This window comes from Nonomuraea sp. NPDC054003, from assembly GCF_055585125.1.
On sequence record NZ_JBVJKR010000007.1, the window covers coordinates 172076 to 190474 of the forward strand.

Genomic DNA, 18399 nt, shown 5'->3' on the forward strand with positions numbered 1-18399 from the left:
GGGTACTCCGTTCGCGGTCTGAGGTTGGTCAGGCGGCGAGCGGTGTGGACGAACTGCATGCCTGTTGGTGGGCGAGTTCTTCGCGTCCTGCTCGGGTGCGTTCGCGGGCTTGGGCCGCTGCCGTGTTGGCGAGGAGTTGGTCACCGGCCGTGTGCCAGCCGGTGCCTGCGTAGGTGAGGAATCCGATGACGAGGGTGGTTTCCTCGGTTTCGGTGTCAAGGACGGCTTGACGCTGGAATCGCGCTGTTTCGAGGTGTCCCTCTGGCCCTGGCTGGCCTCGGTTGAGGGCGTGTGCGCGTTTGTAGGCGGCTCGTTGTTCGCGGATGGAGCCGAAGGTGATCGAATAGCGGCGGGCTTTGGTGAGGAAGTGTCCGCCGAAGCCGAGCATGTGCGCCCACCTGCGGAGTCCTCTCCATTCCGGAGTATGGCCGAGATTCCAGGCGGCGGCGATGAGCCGTTCGGGATGGGTGCCGTCCGGGTTGGCGTACAGGTCGATGGTCTCAGCGGTCAGCCGCCGGGAAGTGTGGCCGGTGGCCTCGGTGCCCTTGGTGGAGTACTTAGCCAGATAGGCGGCGACGGCTTGATCGTCGAGAGCGTCGCCGGAGGCCGACAGGGTGATGGGCCGGATCTCATGCTGGCCGCCCCAGGCGATGGGCCAGCCCTCGGGCATGTCCGGGTGGGCGGGGGTGGTGTAAGTGATGGCAGTGGCGGCCAGGGTGACGGCGGCGATGATGTCGTCAGCGGTGATCCCGGACGGGGGTGGAGTGATGATCTCGGGCTGGCCGGGGTCGATGCCGTCCAGGCGCAGCAGGATGTGGAAATGGACGGCTCCGCGTGCTTGGTATTCGGCGGCTTTGCCGTGGGAGAGCCGGACTCGTGGCAGGCCGCGTTGCCGAGCGAGCTGGTTGAGGTGTCGTTCGGCGTGTTGCTTGGTGCGGCGCCAGAGTTCTCCGGCGTGGTGGTTCCATACGACGTGGTGGTTGTGGTCGTAGCAGTCGGGGCACAGGGGCCGGCCGAGCTGCTCGTCGCCGACAGCGTGGCGTTGCCAGCAGGCCAGTGTTCGTCCGTGCGGGCAGGTGGGCGCGTCGCGGCGGGCGTGGCAGGGGGCGGGGCGGCAGGTGCAGCGGGTTTTGTCGCGGCAGGCGCAGCGGCGTACGTCGCGGGTGTGGACGGGGCCGAAGGAGGGGGCGGTGAGGGTGGCGAAGACGGCCGGGTGGGTGCGGACGGTGTCGGGGATGGTTTTGCCGCCGACGAGTCCGGCCCGGACGAGGTGGTAGGCGTCGTGCTGGTAGGTGGTGGCGCAGGCGGGGCAGACGGTGTGGCGGCGGTTGCCGCAGGCTTTGTAGATGACGCCGTCCGGCAGGGTGGAGGTGTGCCGGACGGTGAGGATCTCACCGGTACGGGTGTCAATGGTGGCCAGGTTGCCGTGGAGCCGGATGGGCTGGGTACAAGCCGCGGCTGATTCGACGTGGCCGAGCCAGGCCGGGTAGTCGGGGCGTGCGGCGCGTTCCAGGGCGGTGCGGATGTGCTGGCGGCCTTCATGGTCGAAGAGGCCGGAGCAAGGGGTTTCGGTGTTCGCCCCCACGCCCGGGGCCAGGGAAGTGGTCCCGGGGGTGAGAGCCAGCGCCGAAGCGGTGTCGAGCTGGAGGGTCATGAGTTAGTGCTGTCCTTCCAGGGCGGGGGTTGGCAGGTGCAGGACCGGCAGGGCCGGGGTCCGTTCCTGGAGGGTGCGGTCGGTGTGCGCGTGGTCCTGGCGCTCAGGGCCATGGGGCGCGTCCGCAGGTTGAGGCGCTGTTTCGGGATCAGGTTCCGGCACGGTCGCTGTGTCGAGTGCCGCCGGTTGTGCCGTGGTGAGGGTTGCCACCGGTTGCGTGGTGGGAGTGCGGGAGAGCACCAGCTTGGTAAGGGCCAGGAAGGCCAGAGCGGGGATGGCGGCGATCAGCCAGCCGGTCGGATGGGGTTTGGCGACGGCGATTTGGGCCGAGATGGACAGACCGGCGGAGGCGATAAGGACGATCATCGGGTAGGTGATGGATTGGCCGTTGCGCTTGCGTCGCCGGACTTCCAGGCCGGAGGCGGTGGGGGTGAGTTCGGAGATGACGGCGTTGGCCCAGCCGAACCATTCGCCGGTTCCTTCGGGGCTGTTGGCCATGGTCCAGTCGTGGACGTGGGTGAAGGAGGCGGCTCCGGCCATGAAACCGACCAGGAGCAGGATGACGAGCTGGACGCCGGATTCGACGCGTTCGGTTCGGTTAGCGGGTGAGGACATGGTGTTCCTCCTGAACGTCGCGTTGGGGGACGACGGGTTCGTGGCAGTCGCTACAGGTGATCGAGACTGTGGCGATCAGCGAGGCCGCGATAAGGGTGATCCGGTTGCACGCACAGATGGCGGGCACGACGTTGATCGAGTAAGGCAACGTTGTCTCTGCCGTGGCGGGTTCGGTGTCAGGCTGGTCCCAGCCGGTGACCCGAGGTGTGATGCCGCACAGGGGGCAGCAGCGTGAGGCTCCGCCACGCCGTTTCAAGGAGCGTTCGAGGTTACGTCCGCCGGTCCAGGTACGGGCCACGACGAAGTCGATGCCTTCGGCGGTGATGACGGCCATGAGACGGGCACCGGTGCCGTTACGGTGCTGGCGCAGGCGGCGGTTGAGGTCGCCGGGGGTCCAGCCGATGTAATGGCGAGCGTGCTTATAGGGCCGCTCGAAGTGCAGCAGGTAGACGATCCCAGCAGTCATCAGCGTTCACCGCCCCAACGCTGTTGGGCAGCCTGGCGGGTGATGCCGAGGGGCCGGGCGATGTCGGCCCAGGAGTAGCCATAGTCAGCGCGCAGCTGCGTGACGGCCTGGGCGATGGCGTGGTCGAGTTCGGCGACGACGCCCGCGAGGTCGGCGAGGGCTTCGATGTCGCCTTCGGCGATGCGCTTGCTGTAGGCGCGAATGATCCTCTTGAGAAACGCCGCGTAGTCGGGCGTTTCGATGGAGCGGCTCATGAGGCGCTCCGCTTCATGCGACGTACGCGCTGGGCCTTATCCAGGGCGACCAGCTGCTTGCCGGTGGCCTTGCGCTTGGGCAGCGCGCGAGTGACGTCGTAGAGGTAGGCGACGCGTCCGCCGTTACGCCACAGGATCTGAGCGACGGGGGCTTGTCCGCCGGGGCGCAGGCCGAGGGCGGCGAGTTGACGCCGGGTCTTCAGGTGCTTGGGCGCCCATTTCCACGGGTAGGTGGGCAGCCGGTACTGACTGCCGGTGGGGTCGTAGAAGACGACCCGGGTGCCAGGGATGGCATTAAGCCGTTCGAGCTGCGGTACCCGGGCAGCCGAAGCGGGGATAGAGTGCATGACGGTTCTGCTCCTTTGCTTGATCGCTGGGAGTGAGCTGAGGCGGGGGCCGGGGATCTTTGGCGAGAGGTCCGGCCCCACGCCGGATCTAGGTGATGGGGTCGCCGCAACAGGCGCAGTGCCAGCCGTCGGCGGTCAGGTAGGTGGAGCGGCACTGTCCGTCGCACAAGACGAACTCGGCGATTCCGTCGCTGTTGGTGCCGATGATGAGCCTGGAAGATTGGCAGAACGGGCAGGCCAGTACCCAGGAGATGAGGCCCATGGCGAGAACCTCGATGCAGGCCGGGCAGTAGATACGGCCGTTGTCACGGTGGCCGACGAACCAGCCGGCGGGGGTCGCCTCCAGCAGGGCGACGATGTTGCGGCACTGGTTGTCGCACTGGACGATCCAGTTACGCAGGTCGGGGCTGCCGTCAGGGCGGTAGGCCTTGTAGATCACAGCGGCCTCCAGTGGGGGTCGTCGTAAGCGGAGGCCGGGACGGTCATGGCCTTCGTCGTGGTCTCGCTGGTGTCGATGTCGTTCTTGAGCCAGAACATCGGCAGCTGCCAGCTGTAGGGGCGGCTGAGCGTGTCGTACCAGCGGTTGTGCTGGATGATCGGCGGGCTTTCCAGCCAGGCGATGCCGGAGTTGATCTCAGCGGGCATCGAGGTACACCTCCCCGCACCAGGTGCATTCCAGGGCGCTCTGACGGCCCTGGTCGGTGGTGATGGTGATCTCGGTGAAGCTGCTGTTGCTGCACTCGACGCAGCACAGAGGCAGCGTTTCCCCGTTGAGTTCACTGGTTGATTCGTCGGGCCAGGGCACCTCATCCAGGGCCGGGACCGTGTCGTGGTCGTGGGGCATGACGGGTTCTCCGTTCAGGCGGCGAGAGGTATCGGGGCCTGGTCGCCGTTGCGGCGGCTCCAGGTGACGTAGTCGACAAGCTGGTGGATTTGCTCGTCGGTGAGATAGGCGGCCTTGACCAGATGCGGGATGCCGCCTTCGGCGATGAGGTAGAAGACGCCGGGAGATTGGGGACTGATGGCTTGGGCGTTGAACCCGGCCGAGGCCCAGCCGTGCCCGAGGATGATGTCGGAGCTGTTCGGGGTGGTGCAACGGAAGGCCGCCCGGTAGCCGAACAGATCGCGCAGCGAGGTGGGGATGATGTCCACACTCGGACGCTGAGTGGCGGCGATCACCGGCATGGCGCAGGCACGGCCCCGTGCGACCAGGTCACGAACGAGAGCGATGAACTCTTTCTGCTGCTCGGGAGTGCCGGTGGTGGCGGTGTAGTAGGCCAGTTCATCGATGAAGACGCCGATGACTTTGATGGCGTCACTGGGCAGGAACTTGCGGCGGTGCTGAGCGACCAGCCAGGCATAGCGGCGGTCCATCACCTTCTGCAGGCGCCGCAGAACGCGTAGGCCCTTGTCAATGTCGGGGCCGACGAAGACGCCGCCGGTTGCTTCGGCGGCTTCCATCCACATCCCCAGCTCCACCCATTTGGGGTCGAGCAGGACGGGGGTGAAGTCGTGGCACAGGAAGGCGTGCCCGACGAGGTTTTGGATCAGTACGGACTTGCCGCCGCCGGGTTCTCCGGCGTCCAGCAGGTTGTGATACACCAGGTCGAGATAGACCGGGTTGCCGAATTCGTCGATCCCGATGAACACCGGGTCGAACATGGACATCGACGGCGCTACCGGGATCGTGGCCTGGAGTTCGGAAAGAGCCGCGTGCATGGCAGCGTCACCTCATACAGGTCAGGCGAATGAGAGGCGCTACCGGGAGAGGGACAAAGCAAGAGTTCTCCCGGTAGCAGAGCGACGCGTCAGATCCAGTCGAGGTCAGGGTTGTCCGAGGCCGTCTTGGCAGGAATGCCGCTGGCGGCCGAGGGCCGGCCGTTCTTACGGGCTGGACGCTCGCTGGCGTCGGTGTCGTCGGTGTCCGGCACGTCAGCCAGATCGAGCTGAGCCGGAACGGTGGCAACCGGCCGGGTGATGGCCGGGACATCGGTCGGCAGGTCCTCGGTGAGAGGGGAGCCGACCAGGCCGCCGAGAACATCGCGACGTTTGATGTCCAGGTAGATGGCGGCGGCGTTGGAGGAGCGGGCCTTGGTCACGGTGACCGAGGCGGCCCAGCAGGCAACGGCGATTCTGCCGAGCTGGGATTCGATCTGATCGAGCGACAGGCCGGGACGGAGCCAGACCCAGACGCGTTCCCCGACCGGGATGGGCTTGGCCCACCCGATGAACGGCAGGTGGCCGTGGCGGTCGGTGGGCAGGAAAGTGGTGAAGCAGGTGCGCAGACGGTGCCGGACGATGAGGCACCACAGCAGCGCCAGCGTGTAACGGCGTGAGACAGGCACGAGACCGCAACCGGCGATGACGCTGGCGTAGGCGGCACCGGTGATGAGCGGGTTGGTCTGCTCTTGCAGGTACACCCAGCCGCCGACCACGACCAGAACGAGGGTGATTTCCGGCAGCCACCACCAGATAGCCCGAAGCACGGGCCAGATGGCGACGATGGCAGCGATGAGCCCGCCGACGAGGGTCCCGGCCGCGAGGCCGATCGGGACGGCGGCGAGCGGGGGCAGGTAGTAGGTGGAGATGACGGCGGCGAAAATGCCGACGACCGCCAAGACCACATAGAAGGTGATCTTCGCGGTACGCAGGTAGCTGTACTGCACATTGGTCTGAATGACAGTGACAGAGCTACCACGACGGCCGGAACCGCCTCTGTTCTTGTTGTGCGTGCCGAAGGTACGCTGTGACATGACTCTTCTCCTCATGTCGAGGGTTGAGAGTGCGGCGGGGCCGGATCTGGGCAGATTGGCGGCCCCGCACGCTTATGACCGGGCTTGCATGCGCCGGTAGGGGTGAATCAGAACCAGCGCTTGCGCGCGGACTCTGCGACTTCGCGGAAGTCCCGGGCGTCGGCTTCCGCGATCCGCTGCATCTGCTCGTGCTCGCGGATCATGTACCGGTCTCCGGCGGGGTCCTGGCTCTTGCCGGACCGCAGCATCCGCCGATACTTCTCGGCCTCGCGGGCTTGCTTCTGGGCTTTCTTGGTTGCCTCGTCGGCGCGGGCCGTACATTCGGCGATGCGCTCCATGCGCTTCTGCTTGTTTCCGAACATGGTGATGTCCTTGTCTGTGAGACGAGTTGGGTGGATTCGATTTCTGCTCGGAACGTGGTTCCGTGGCGCAGATGGAGTGCGGTCTACTTGCTGGCCGGAGCACCAGCGGGCTTGATGTCAGCCGCGCGGAAGGCCACGCCGTTGCGACCGTTGGTCGCCCAAGGCAGTGCCTCCAGCTTGAACAGAGCGACCTGAGAACCGACGTTCACCGTGGGCCTTTCACCGGCCGTGGTGACGTTGATCATCTCGCCGCCCGTCTCGTCCAGCGCCATGACCTGCGTGACCCACATCGGTCGGCCGGTCTCCCGCTCGGACTTCTGACGCCCGTTCTGGTCGGTCTTCTCGACCGCTTCCTTCGTCACCATGAACGACTTGCCGGTGACATCGATCAAGAGCTTCACGAAGCTCACCTCCGAATCGAGGGCCGCACCCTTGTGGCGCGAATTCCCGTGTTTCGAGGTTGGCGCTTCTGAGCGAATTCGGGGATACTTTCGAAGTGGCCAGGGAGGATGACCACATTGACCTCGCGGAGGCAGCATGGGACAGCCGAGGAAAGAGCTGACGCCCGACCGCTCTCCCTTGCACCTCTGGGGTTCCGAGCTACGGGCGTGGCGTGATCGCAGACGTCTCTCGCTGGCCAAAATGGGTGAACTTATTCGTTATAACCCCAGCTACTTGGCTCGAATTGAACGCGGCGAACGGAAGCCACCACGCGAACTAGCCGAAACAGTAGATCGCGAACTCAATGCAAGCGGCGCACTTCTTCGCCTCTGGAATCTTGTCGACCCCAACCCGAATGACGTTCGTCACCCGGACCATGTGGCCAATCCGCTTGACCATGTGGCCAACACGGGTCAAGTTGTGGCCTCAATGGCCCATCTCCAAGCAGAGTCGGAGGAGGTGGGGGTCACTGTCCCCTGCCGCACTTCAGACGGAGGGATCATCTTCGTGACTCTGCCCCGCCGTACGTTCCTCAGCGGCCTGGGTCTTAGCGCTGTTACGGCATCCATCGCCGGACCGCCGGCTCTCGCGCAAGCCGGATCAGTACCTCTGGCAGGTGTAGCTCCAGACATCCACCCTGCGGAACACTTCCGACAACTGCGCCAGGTCCTCATCGACAACGACAACCTGTTGGGACCACTGCGCACGATTCCAACCGTCGAAGCCCAGATCGGCGCCATCCAACAGCTTCGCCAAGTTCACAGCGGCTCTGACGGGCGGGATCTGCTCTACATCCAGACGCAGTACGCCGAGTTCTGCGGATGGCTGCACCACGATGCAGGCAACTTCCAAGCTTCGAGATACTGGCTCGACAGAGCCCTTGAGTGGTCGTACGGAACCGGCGATACCGATATCACCACTTACATCCTGGCGCGTAAGGGGCAGCTCGCAGGGGACATGGGCGACGCCATGACCGCGGTCGGAGTCTCGACAGCGGCCAGGACCCAGGCGCGTCCTGACACCAAACTTGGAGCGATTGCCGCCACCTACGCTGCCTACGGTCACGCATTGCAGAAGGACCCGACAGCAGCAGCTCGCGCCCTTGACGATGCCCAAGCGATACTGTCCGGCCTCGATCCAGCTTTCGCAGGAGTCTGGGGCACCTGGATGGATTCGTCCTATGTAGACGTTCATCGAGCACGGAGTGACTACGTTCTCGGCGATCACAGGCGTGCAGCCGAAGGCTTCCAGAAGGCGATCAGGGAGTTGCCCGCTGGCTACCACCGTGATCAAGGGGTTTACCTCGCGAGAGAGTCGCTCGCCCACGCGGGAGCGAAGGAGGCCGAGCAGGCTGCGACTGTCGGCCTACAGGCCCTTGGCATCGCGCAGGCCACAGGCTCCGCTCGAATCATCACCGAACTCACCAAGTTGGACGGCCAGTTGGAGCGCTGGGGAAGCGTTCCCGCCGTCTCGGAGTTCCGTCATACGTTCGATGAGCTTGTAGCCCACCAGGCATAAGCCCACCGTATTCGCACACGAAGGACGATCACTCTTGTCTCCGCGCCCGTACGTACTGCTGAGCTGCGCTGTCTCCGTAGACGGTTACATCGACGACGCCAGCCCTGACCGGCTGCTGCTTTCCAATGCTACTGACTTCGACCGAGTGGACGAGGTACGCGCCCAGAGCGACGCCATCCTTATCGGTGCCACCACTATGCGCAAGGATAATCCGCGTTTACTCGTCAACTCCGAAGCGCGACGCGCACGACGTGTTGAACAAGGGCTATCGCCATATCCGCTCAAAGTGACCGTCACCGCCACTGGCGATCTGGATCGTAATCTGAAATTTTGGCACCACGGTGGCGAAAAGGCGGTCTATTGTCCGGACTCGACGGTGCCGAAAGTCGAAGCGAACTTGGGTGACCTCGCCAGCGTCGTAGGCACCGGATCTACTCTCAGTCTGGCAGCCATGCTGGACGACCTAGGCTCACGTGGAGTGCGCCGCCTCATGGTTGAGGGAGGCAGTACCGTCCATACACAATTCCTCACTCAGGATCTTGCCGATGAGATACACCTTGCACTTGCGCCGATCTTTGTTGGCGACTCGAAAGCTCCCCGATTCGTGAACGACGGCATATTCCCAGGCGGGACCGCACACAGAATGAAGGTCGCAGACGTCCAGACTATTGGCGACGTCGTCTTGATTCGCTACTTGCCCAAACAATCCTCCGGAGACTCCACCTCATGAACCCGGCCCAGGCTACTGATGTCGATCGTCAGTGGCTGATTCAAGCGATCGACCTCGCGAAGAACTGCCCACCGTCGTCTACGGCCTTCTCCGTTGGTGCGATCATCGTGGACAAGGACGGCCAGGAGATTGCCAGCGGATATTCACGAGATACTGACCCTCACGTTCACGCTGAGGAATCAGCGCTCTCCAAAGTCGACCAAACGTCCTTGGATGGTGCAACGCTATACAGCAGCCTTGAACCATGCTCGTTGCGGAAGTCGCGCCCAACAACATGTACGGAACATATTCTGGCCGCAGGCATCCCCCGCGTAGTAATCGCGTGGCGAGAGCCCAGTCTGTTCGTGGCCGACTGCCAAGGAGTCGAACTCCTCCAGGGACACGGGGTCGAAGTCGTTGAGCTACCCGACCTTGCAGCCCTAGCCAGCAGAGTAGGCATGCCCGAAGGCCGATAACGACGACTGGGGTCTGTGAGAACTTTCTCTACAAACTTAAAGCGGCCCTGACCGGGCCGCACGCGCCGCCGACGCGACGCGGGCCGGTCACTCCACTGGGGCTCCACGCCCGACCCGCAGAACGCCGGTCGGCTGGCGCGGACGAGGACAGGGCCGCTTTTTTGGGGGGCGCACGGTTCTGCTCACGGTGTCGAGCTGGTCAGCGCACGCAGAGGCAGTCACGGGGCTGCCTTACTGCGTGCCTCCGGCGGGGGCGCTCCGGCTCCGGGATGGCGTGGCGCGGACGTGCCGGTGGTGGGGTGGCGAGGGTGGAAGTTCATCCCGTCTGACGTCGACCCAGGCAAGCCCAGCAGACCGCCTCCTCCGCCGCAAGCCCGGCCGTGACCGTTGGCGTCACATGACCGTGGAAGGCGCCCAGGCGCAGGGACACGTCAAGCCGGGCTTGCACCTCCGTCGCCGGCCCGCTGCCGCTCCGCGGTGGGTCGACGGCAGACGGGATGGATGGCGTGTGCATGTCCCGAGATGTGATCTTCTGGTGACGAAACGGCACCTCTGGTGGCGAGCAGAACCACTACAATCGAGTCTCCGCCACAATACGTTTCCTCAACGAAATTAGAGACGTCTCGTACAAATGCCATTCGCTGATATAGCGGGCCATGCTCTAACTGCAATCTTTGTTAGTGCCATATTGGCCCCTTGGATTCTCAGAAATCCAGAACGTCGCAAGGTTCGCGCCGAAGTGCATAAGCCACTTGCGGCGGTCGAACAGCAGCGTTGGGCCAGCCCAGAGGATACTAGGCTGGAATTCCTTAAGGTTGTGCGCGAGCTTGAAGCGGCAGCACTAATCGCACGAATTCCGAGACAAGTCGTCAAGTACTACTCAGCACTAGCGGACACGTGCTGGCGTTACTCTTCCGACGACTGCCAAGAAGGTGCAGGCCGAGCATGGGAAATGGCTGACGATCCTGACTTGAAAGGCAGCATTGCTCCTTGGCTTGCTACATGTACCGAAGAGGCGGCAGAGCTTCTCGCTGAGGCAATGTGGTCCCCGCTACGCATTCGACTCGAGCTTCGCCTACGATTGAAGCGATTGTCGAAGAAAATTGAAATAGGCTTGACTAGTGAGGCCAATGAATACTATGGAACTCTGACCAGTGGAGGGGTTCCGAAGAGTTCATGGATCTTTGAGCCAATCAGAAAACTTGCACCGCCTGTGCGTTGGCCGGAAGAAGACTGATCATCGAACAAGACCGATCTATTTTGAGTGATAGATAGGACCTTGGGAGAAGTCGCATACAAACTCAACAGTCAGCCCGTCTACGGACCTTTCGATTTCCTCTACATCAATTCCTTTTCGGTCTTCGATAAGACTATAAGTGGCTCCACAGGACTCGCAGGAGCTTTCCTTCCAGACGAAATCGACTATCTCCTCACACTCAGTGCAGCGGAGCGCCTGTGTTCCGCAAATATCGCACTTACCATATTCAAGATTTTCAGATCCATTCTCTTCGGAGCTTGCTGTCCAGACATACCAAGCAATATCTCCTGTATAGCAGCTGGAGTTAGGGCAATCTCCAAAACCAGTGAAAAGAAAGGAGTCGAAATCTGGGGAAGTGTGATCGTGCAGAACTAGGCTGCTCAAAGCAATCTTGGGCACTCTCGCACCTTCGGCACGCTTCTGTGCCGGTGCGGTGAAGCCGTTAAGGGCAAACAGCAGGCCACGTTCAACATCCAAGTCTTGTAGCTTTCCTGCAAATTCATCGATCATCCCAATGCCTAGTTTGCGCTTATAATGCTTACACTCGACCGCTATGGTTATCTCTTGTCTTGAAATGAAACCTCTGATCAATACATCGACTTGTCGCGGCTCGCCGCTAAGAGTGCCAGGAACTAGAACATTTCTTTGAACAGTCGCACCCTTGTCCAGCTTTGCGAGCATGTCACTCACCTCTTCTTCATACAATGCCCACTGCTGGGTCGTGGGAACGGCTGTCTGATGCTCGTCATCAGTGCTAAAGCTGTTGCTAGACACTCGATTCCACCCTTCAACGTACGGTTGGGGAGATCCTATCGCCACGAGTGACGAAACGGGTAACACTGGGAGCGGAATGGAGTGCAACCCCTCCAAGGCCGCTTGAAGGGCGCACTGCTCTGCTCACCGGGCCGAGCTGCTCAGCGGGGGCGATTGCCGGGCTGGCCTTACTACGTGCCTCCGGCGGGGGCACTTCGGCTCCGGGGTGGCAGCGCATGCACGTGCCGGCCCCATGGTGCTCCGCGGTGGGTCGACGGCGGATGGGATGGACGGTTCGTGGCATTTTGTTGTACCCAAGTCCTCTAACGCCTGATTGGTCTTGGCCCTCAGGGGTGCTAACTGTCTAGCGCTCTTCTAGCAGCGTTATAAGGTGCTGAACCTTTCTATGCACCTCATCGAAAGTGATCACTTCCACATCGCGCAAGTTGCGTCGGTACAGTTCAAAACACCTACGCCTACTGGGGTCTGTAAGCTCTCGTTCAATGCTTCCAATAATTAGCAGAACTTTGGGGTTGAATGCCTTGAAGGCAGATGATGGTTCATCCTCTTTTTGGAGGTCCTTGAAATTATTCATGAGGGAATGCTTGTTTACCAATGCCTGTTGAACGGCAGCAGTAAACTCTCCCGAAGGTTGCCACGTATTGTTCCTATACTGAGTTTTTCCTGTAAGTAGGTTGGTCTGAGGCGTCTTGATTTCCACGAGTGCTGCATCTTCGGTTAGTGGATTATGGAACAGAAAATCCGCGACATTTCCATCACGGTTATCGCTGCTCTTTCCTCCCACGTAAGCCTGACCGTTTATCAGTAAGACGGGCTGTGCAAATAGCTGAGACAACGCCCAGGCATTTGCGGTCAATAGCTTCTGCCAATAATTTTCCTCATCTCGGTTCAGGTTTTCCGTGTACTCCTTCGCAAAAGCACTCAGGCGTGCAGCACCTATGGCGGCATCGAAGTTGAGCAATTGAGCAGAATCGAGCTGTCCTAGAATGCTCGCTAGTTGTGTCGACTGACGCTGAGCTACCCAGTCGAGAAACCTTCGTAGAACTATGCCCCCGTGGGTGCTGGTACCAAAAATATCCTCAAGATTACCGTCTTGAAGTAGTTCACGAAGCTGTTCGCTTTGAGGTGCTTTTATGAACTCTGCCTTACCTCGTAAAATGCCAAATTGCTCAGCTATCCCATACAGGTTTTGAAGAAACTCAAAAAGATGCAGAACCTCATCACTTCTAAGATCGAGACGCACACCCTCCCCATCTTTTAGGGACGCGAGATTGATGGCGTTTACATCTTGCCAGAATTTGGCTTTACGCTTCTTCTGGTAGACAAATTGCCCTCTAATGATGGGGGGAGTAGAATCTTCTTTATCTACCAGCGTGGCTTTGAATACCAAGCGAGTCAGATCTCCGCCACGCAAAACTATGGGATCGACCTCTGCCGTATTCTTGGACCTGGAACGCGTAGTAATCTTGTCCTCGGGCATGTCTACCCCCTGCGTTGCCCTCAACAGCACGCATCGCCATCTCTCCTACTAGATGGATCGGGTCTAAGCGCCAAACTGTTACACCCTGCTCACTCACGGTTTTCGAATCCCCATCGCGAGAGCGAGTGACGAACTGCGTGACATCAAGAGCGCTCAACGAGGTCTGATCATGCACGTCAACGCACTCTGGTCATAGGGTCTACCTGTACAAACGCCTGATTACATAGTCGATGCCCCTGCTTCACACCGAAGAGGTCACTGGTTCGATCCCAGTATCGCCCACCACATCGCAGCAGGTCAGAGGCCGGTTCTCCAATGGAGTGACCGGCCTTTTCGCTGTCTGGACCGTCGTTGGACCGTGGTCCGAACGGTCAGTCGCCAGGTCGGACCGTTACGGAGCGGCAGGTCCCGACATCCTCGCCGCGGTCCGGCCGGTCCGCGATGTTCAACTGGCAGGCTTTCTCTCGGGTCACGGTTCCGTGAGGTGCGTCCTCAGTGAGGGACGCGCGAACTGGCGATCTACAACGTAAAAGCTGTCGGCACCACTCAACGGGTGCCTCTACTCGCATGACTGCGACATGATCCGTCAACCGACGGAGCAAGTGATCGTCATGCGTCAAGGAGGACGGATTCGGGTCCGCCGTCGTGGATTGCAGGGTGACGGTCCTGTCCTGTGGACGGCATCGCTACTGAACGGTCTTCGCCCAACAGGTGTATGGCTCCGGTTGGTGTTCATCCACCTTTATTGCTCGGTCATGCCGGTGAAGAGATTGGTCGTTGGCGTCCATCCGAGCAGCCGACGCGCGTGAGATGAGTCGGCACGGGTGCCGGGCACATCGCCACCCGGTGATCTGGCGGGCTTGGTCGACGATGTCGTTGAGGGAAGTGGTGCCGCCGGTTCCGACGTTGATCAGGCTGTTTGGTAGATGGGCGGTTCCTGCGGCGATGCTGGCGGCGATGGCGTCGTCGACGCGTGGGCCGCGCTCGGCGCCATCGATGACGCCTGCGGCGCTCTGGCCCATGCCGAAGCCGCGCGCGACCAGATGGAAGGAGCCGACGAAGTCGCCGGGCTGTTCGCCTGCTCCGACTTTCGGCACGCTCTCGCGTCCAAGGTCAGAGCAGCCTGTGCCGAGGAGGCCGCCCGTGCGGTGGTGTGTCCGCACGCCACCACCCGCCGAGCGTGCACCTGTCCTGCTGGGCACGGTCGACGCGCTCGACATCGATAGGACAGCTCGGTCGGGTGCCTGCGCGAGGACGATCTCGCCCGGTCGTCGCCGCCGGGGACTTGTCGTCATAGCCAGCGCCGTCGTTTGTGGAACTCACGCTATCTGTCGGCGATCGACGACCAGTTACGCGCCGAGGGCGTGCTGCTGTCATGGATGAGGACGGCGTCTCAAGCGTGAACCGTTCGCATCGCCGACGCCCGCGGGCAAGGACCTCACCACGCATGTGTGCCGTCCTCCGGCTGTCACACACGTGCGGAAGCACGAGAACTTCAGGAGGTTCGAAACAGCGCGACGGCTCGGGTACCGATTTTGAAGGACGCATGGGGCCGCGGCCCGCGGTCCATGGGAACCTTGCGGCCCCGCACCGTCACCGCGATCACGCTGTCGTGCGGGAGCACGGCCGATAGAGCCTCGACCATGCCGCTGACCCCTGCCGCCGCGCTGGGACCGCGCCAATGGGTCTGTTCGCCGTAGGGGACGTCGGTCATCACGATGTCGGGTGCGTGCCGGCCGAGTGTCCGCTGGAGCTGGGCAGGGTCGAACACGTCGGCTTGGCGCACCGCGTGCGGCACGTCCCCTCCGGCGGCGTCGAGTTCGGCGGCGAGACGGCAGGCGGCACGCGCGGCCGAGTCGTAGGCCGGTTTGCCGAAGCGGGCAGCGCGGGCCTTGAGATCGGCGGCGCGAGCCGCCAGACCGGTCTGGCTCAGCAGGGCGAGATTGCGTTCGGCCAGGTTCCGCGCTTCAGGATCGAGGTCGCAGGCCAGCACCGCAGCGATCTGGCGCCGGTGCAGCAACGCCAGCACGGTCAGCAGGTAACCGCTGCCGCAGCACGGGTCCCAGAGCACGGCGGGCTGGTCGCCGCCGCGCAGAGCCAGCGCCCGCTGGAAGATCTCGCTGGCCAGCCGGACGGGGAACGCGGGATAGCCCGGGGCTGAATGCAGCACCGCGCCGCTGGCCAGGTCCTCATGGCTGGTCCGGGCAATCGCGTGACGGTAGGTCATGCTGTGGGGCCGCGATGCTCACGGGCGGCCTCGTACGACACCACGGTCGCCGCGCTGGCGACGTTCAGGGAGCTGGCTGAACAGGCCATCGGGATGCGCGTTATCGTGCCGCACGCTTGTCGCCATCCCGCGCTCAGTCCGGTGGTCTCGTCGCCGATGACCAGCAGGGTGAGGTTGGTCAGGCCCGGCTCGGCGACGTCGCAGGTGCCGTTCTCGTCAGTGCCTATCACCGTCGGCGGCTGCCTCTGGGCGCGCAGCCGCTCCGCCCATGCCAGTACTTGCCGGGAGGGGGACCGCACCAGCGTCAGCGTCAGCAGCGACCCGGGCAAGGCTCGCACCGAGCGGGGATCGTAGGGGTCGGCGGTGTGCCCGGTGACGATCAGACCTCCGCCGCCGAAAGCGTCCAGTGAACGCGCCATCGTCCAGATGTTTGCGGGGTTGCTCGGCTGGTCGAACACCGCGCACAGGAAGGACGGGCCCACCTGGATGCGGGACAGCTCAGCGTCCCCCGGACTGGCCACCACCAGTTCGGGTGTGTCCTCGTCTTTGCCGCCCAGCTCACCCAGCAGGCCGGGGGCCACGGCCACCCGCTCGCCGCCGGCCGTCTGCGGCATCTGCTCGGCCCAGTTCGACAGCGGCCGCTCGGCGTGGCCGACCAGCGCTCGCACCGGCCAGCCGAACTCCACCACCAGGCTGATCGGGCGCACTGCCTGGACCACGAACTGCCAGGCCCGCTGCCGCATGGCCCGATAGCTCAGCAGCGCCCGCCACTGCGGGAACCGCGCGTTCGCACGCGTGATGCGCACGCTCCCCGATGCCGAACGCCCTCGATTCCCCACGAACGACAGAATAAGGTGATTTTCCCCCACGCTTACTGTGCCTCCCCGCATCCAGGCGGTGGCGCCAGGTTCGCTGAGCCGAGAGATCAGGCTGTCTCTCCGTTCGCAGAGCTCGACTACGCCGGAGCGTTTCAAGCGCCGCGACCACCGACCGTCCTGCCGCTCAGCGCCAGGTGACGCCTTCGTGACCAGGCGACGCCCGCTAACTAGGTCGTGTCTTCGAAGTGATCCAGGTAGGGGATCACGGTGTGGTGACCCGGCGTCATGAGCTCACTGATGAGGAGTGGGAGAAGCTGCGGCCGTTTCTGCCTGTCTCGCGGTCAGGTCGTCCGCGTGAGGATGACCGGCGGGTACGGAACGGCATCGTGTGGAAGATCCGTACCGGTGTGGCATGGCGGGACGTTCCGCCCCGGTACGGGTCCTGGCAGAGCCTGTACACGCGGTTCCGGCGCTGGGCCAGGGACGGCACGTTCCCCGCGATGCCGCATGCGGTGCAGGCCATGCGCGAGCAGCGGCTGACCGCCGATCGCGATCTGGGCCAGGAGCAGGACGACGTCGCCGGGGACCAGCAGGCCAGCGCCGCCGGCGATCGGCTGGCCAGCGGCCCGGGACCGGAGCCGGGCGGCGCTGGACCGGCTGGAGGCGAGCACCGACCGGCAGATCGCCTCCGGATGGCGCACCCGCAAACGCATCACGTTCGACCAGAACCGGGCTGCCGGGTCATGCCGCCGCCAGCAGGCCGTGACGACGTACGCCTGGTCCAGGGTTTGTGCGGCGGAGGCGGTGCGACTTCGGGTGGCTGTCCCACCGTCGCGTGTTTTTCCTGGTCAGCCGTCTGGTCATCAGGGTCACGGTGGCCCAGTTCAGGTGTGCCTCGCTGTGCTGGGGCTTGCGTTCGTATTATTCCGCTGCCGGCGATCGCGGTCGCTGTGGCGCCGAGGCCGCCTCAAGGGGCAGGGGCCGACGGAAGAGGGCCCAGATCGCGGATGACCCCGGCCAGGGCCCGGACGGGCTCGCTCTCAGCCTCGCTCCGCCACACCAGCGCGTACGACAGCGGCTCCATATCGGTGACCGACAGGTAGGCGATGTCCGGCCGTACCCAGTAGCGGGTGACGTGGGCGGGGAAGAGCACGACAAGCCCGTCCATGCTGGCGAGGGTCATGGCCTCTTCCGCGTCCCGCACCACGGGACCGCGCTCGATCTGACGGCCTCGCCGGGTAAGGCGCGGGGCGTAGGCGTCGTACCAGTAGCCGGGCCCGGTGTCGGCGTGCGGGTGCTGGAAGTCGGAGACCATCTCCAGCGAGACCGACGCGCGCGGGGCGAGCTGGTGGTCGGTGGCGACGGCCAGCACGCGCTGCTCGGCGAACACGACCGGCCCCACGGTGAGGTCGGGTTCGTCGACGGGGAGCCAGCTCACCAGGACGTCGATGTCTCCGCGCCGCAGCGCGGGAAAGGCTTCGCCCACCTGTGCTTTGTGGACGCGCAGCTTCCACAGCGGGTGGCGCAGGCGGAAGACGTCCCAGTAGGGGCGAAGGTCGTGGGCGTTGAGCGGGAGCATGCCGACCCGCAGGATGCCGGTGATGCCCTGGCCGGCGAGCTGGGCGCGTTCCATGCTGTCCCTCAGCCCGGCATACAGCGGCCGGAGGTCGTCCCGGAGCTGCCGCCCGACCTGTGTCAGCCGGACCGTGCGGTTGTTGCGCTCGAACAGCGGAGCGCCGACCTGCCGTTCCTGCTTCTGGATCGTCTGGGTGACGCGAGCGGGTGACAGGCACAGCCGGGTGGCGGTGCGGCCGAAGTGCAGTTCCTCGGCCAGGGTCAGGAAGATCTCGATGTCCCGCAGTTCCACGCCTGACCTGCTCCGTTCACTCCCGCTGAAGGTGATCTTTCGGGGTTCGTCGTTGTTTCGGGTGTTCACCGTACTTGATCCTCGATGCGTACGATTCGCCTGGTCGAGGGAGCACGTGGATGGACGTCCTGGTTTGCGGTGCCGGCGTCGCCGGGGCCGCACCGGCGTACTGGGTGCGCCACCACGGGTTCACCCCGACCGTGGTGGAGCGCGCCCCGCGGGTGCGCGCGGGCGGGTGTGCGGCGGGCCTGCGCGGCGAGGCGCTGGACGTGCTGGACCGGATGGCTCTGCTGGAGCGGGCCGAAGCGCTGGACCTGCGGCTGGGTGATGCGGCGATGGCGGACGAGTACGCCGCGCTGCCCGTGGCGGTCCGTGCGGGC

General features: G+C 63.6%; 21 protein-coding genes and 1 pseudogene. 4 read left to right on the forward strand and 18 right to left on the reverse strand.

Annotation, left to right across the window (positions count from 1 at the left end; all coding sequences use genetic code 11):
- Positions 1-28 precede the first annotated feature (28 nt).
- The 12 genes from ACZ6YG_RS20015 to ACZ6YG_RS20070 form a co-directional block, all read right to left on the reverse strand.
- Positions 29-1654 (reverse strand): replication initiator, encoded by a 1626-nt coding sequence (locus ACZ6YG_RS20015; protein ID WP_466018832.1) that lies wholly within the window; start codon positions 1652-1654, stop codon positions 29-31.
- A gap of 3 nt (positions 1655-1657) precedes the next feature.
- Positions 1658-2269 carry a hypothetical protein gene (locus tag ACZ6YG_RS20020; protein WP_466018833.1) on the reverse strand — a complete coding sequence of 204 codons (612 nt, stop codon included), beginning with the start codon at positions 2267-2269 and terminating at the stop codon, positions 1658-1660.
- A complete protein-coding gene (locus ACZ6YG_RS20025) occupies positions 2253-2735 on the reverse strand; it encodes a GIY-YIG nuclease family protein (RefSeq protein WP_466018834.1) in 483 nt (160 codons plus the stop codon). Before ACZ6YG_RS20025 ends, ACZ6YG_RS20020 begins: the two co-directional genes overlap by 17 nt.
- Positions 2735-2989 carry a hypothetical protein gene (locus ACZ6YG_RS20030; protein ID WP_148030783.1) on the reverse strand — a complete coding sequence of 85 codons (255 nt, stop codon included), beginning with the start codon at positions 2987-2989 and terminating at the stop codon, positions 2735-2737. Before ACZ6YG_RS20030 ends, ACZ6YG_RS20025 begins: the two co-directional genes overlap by 1 nt.
- Positions 2986-3336, reverse strand: coding sequence for an RRQRL motif-containing zinc-binding protein (locus tag ACZ6YG_RS20035; protein ID WP_466018835.1), 351 nt, complete (start codon positions 3334-3336; stop codon positions 2986-2988). The genes ACZ6YG_RS20030 and ACZ6YG_RS20035 overlap by 4 nt, the downstream gene beginning before the upstream one ends.
- 88 nt (positions 3337-3424) lie before the next feature.
- Positions 3425-3775, reverse strand: coding sequence for a hypothetical protein (locus tag ACZ6YG_RS20040; RefSeq protein WP_466018836.1), 351 nt, complete (start codon positions 3773-3775; stop codon positions 3425-3427).
- Positions 3772-3981, reverse strand: a complete 210-nt coding sequence (locus ACZ6YG_RS20045; RefSeq protein WP_466018837.1) for a hypothetical protein — start codon at positions 3979-3981, stop codon at positions 3772-3774. Before ACZ6YG_RS20045 ends, ACZ6YG_RS20040 begins: the two co-directional genes overlap by 4 nt.
- Complete coding sequence (locus ACZ6YG_RS20050) at positions 3971-4180, reverse strand: hypothetical protein (protein WP_466018838.1); 210 nt, start codon at positions 4178-4180, stop codon at positions 3971-3973. The genes ACZ6YG_RS20045 and ACZ6YG_RS20050 overlap by 11 nt, the downstream gene beginning before the upstream one ends.
- A 14-nt stretch (positions 4181-4194) precedes the next feature.
- Positions 4195-5055, reverse strand: coding sequence for an FtsK/SpoIIIE domain-containing protein (locus ACZ6YG_RS20055; protein WP_466018839.1), 861 nt, complete (start codon positions 5053-5055; stop codon positions 4195-4197).
- A gap of 89 nt (positions 5056-5144) precedes the next feature.
- The gene (locus ACZ6YG_RS20060) at positions 5145-6089 is read right to left on the reverse strand and encodes a hypothetical protein (protein ID WP_466018840.1); all 945 of its coding nucleotides are present in this window, start codon (positions 6087-6089) and stop codon (positions 5145-5147) included.
- Between the two features lie 107 nt (positions 6090-6196).
- Complete coding sequence (locus ACZ6YG_RS20065) at positions 6197-6451, reverse strand: hypothetical protein (RefSeq protein ID WP_466018841.1); 255 nt, start codon at positions 6449-6451, stop codon at positions 6197-6199.
- An 83-nt stretch (positions 6452-6534) separates the two neighbouring features.
- Positions 6535-6852 carry a hypothetical protein gene (locus tag ACZ6YG_RS20070; protein ID WP_466018842.1) on the reverse strand — a complete coding sequence of 106 codons (318 nt, stop codon included), beginning with the start codon at positions 6850-6852 and terminating at the stop codon, positions 6535-6537.
- Between the two features lie 136 nt (positions 6853-6988).
- Between ACZ6YG_RS20070 and ACZ6YG_RS20075 the strand changes: the two genes are divergently transcribed.
- Genes ACZ6YG_RS20075 through ACZ6YG_RS20085 form a run of 3 tightly spaced genes read left to right on the forward strand, consistent with a single transcriptional unit; the run spans position 6989 to position 9595 of the window.
- Entirely contained in the window at positions 6989-8410 is a 1422-nt protein-coding gene (locus ACZ6YG_RS20075) for a helix-turn-helix domain-containing protein (protein WP_466018843.1), read from the forward strand.
- Positions 8411-8444: 34 nt separating this feature from the next.
- Entirely contained in the window at positions 8445-9140 is a 696-nt protein-coding gene (locus ACZ6YG_RS20080; protein ID WP_466018844.1) for a RibD family protein, read from the forward strand.
- Positions 9137-9595 carry a cytidine/deoxycytidylate deaminase family protein gene (locus tag ACZ6YG_RS20085; RefSeq protein WP_466018845.1) on the forward strand — a complete coding sequence of 153 codons (459 nt, stop codon included), beginning with the start codon at positions 9137-9139 and terminating at the stop codon, positions 9593-9595. Before ACZ6YG_RS20080 ends, ACZ6YG_RS20085 begins: the two co-directional genes overlap by 4 nt.
- 1255 nt (positions 9596-10850) lie before the next feature.
- Here the strand turns inward: ACZ6YG_RS20085 and ACZ6YG_RS20090 are convergent.
- The 5 genes from ACZ6YG_RS20090 to ACZ6YG_RS20110 form a co-directional block, all read right to left on the reverse strand.
- Positions 10851-11627 (reverse strand): restriction endonuclease, encoded by a 777-nt coding sequence (locus ACZ6YG_RS20090; protein ID WP_466018846.1) that lies wholly within the window; start codon positions 11625-11627, stop codon positions 10851-10853.
- 343 nt (positions 11628-11970) lie between these two features.
- Entirely contained in the window at positions 11971-13107 is a 1137-nt protein-coding gene (locus ACZ6YG_RS20095) for a Shedu immune nuclease family protein (protein ID WP_466018847.1), read from the reverse strand.
- Positions 13108-13793: 686 nt separating this feature from the next.
- Positions 13794-14204, reverse strand: coding sequence for a hypothetical protein (locus tag ACZ6YG_RS20100; RefSeq protein WP_466018848.1), 411 nt, complete (start codon positions 14202-14204; stop codon positions 13794-13796).
- 398 nt (positions 14205-14602) lie between these two features.
- On the reverse strand, positions 14603-15334 hold the full coding sequence (locus tag ACZ6YG_RS20105) for an rRNA methyltransferase (protein WP_466018849.1): 732 nt from the start codon (positions 15332-15334) through the stop codon (positions 14603-14605).
- Positions 15331-16140 carry a TrmH family RNA methyltransferase gene (locus ACZ6YG_RS20110; RefSeq protein WP_466018850.1) on the reverse strand — a complete coding sequence of 270 codons (810 nt, stop codon included), beginning with the start codon at positions 16138-16140 and terminating at the stop codon, positions 15331-15333. The genes ACZ6YG_RS20105 and ACZ6YG_RS20110 overlap by 4 nt, the downstream gene beginning before the upstream one ends.
- A gap of 284 nt (positions 16141-16424) precedes the next feature.
- Here ACZ6YG_RS20110 and ACZ6YG_RS20115 point away from each other — a divergent pair.
- A pseudogene (locus tag ACZ6YG_RS20115) lies at positions 16425-16637 on the forward strand (transposase); the annotation flags it as partial.
- Positions 16638-17119: 482 nt separating this feature from the next.
- Here ACZ6YG_RS20115 and ACZ6YG_RS20120 read toward each other — a convergent pair.
- Complete coding sequence (locus tag ACZ6YG_RS20120) at positions 17120-18019, reverse strand: LysR family transcriptional regulator (protein WP_466018851.1); 900 nt, start codon at positions 18017-18019, stop codon at positions 17120-17122.
- Between the last annotated feature and the right edge of the window lie 380 nt (positions 18020-18399).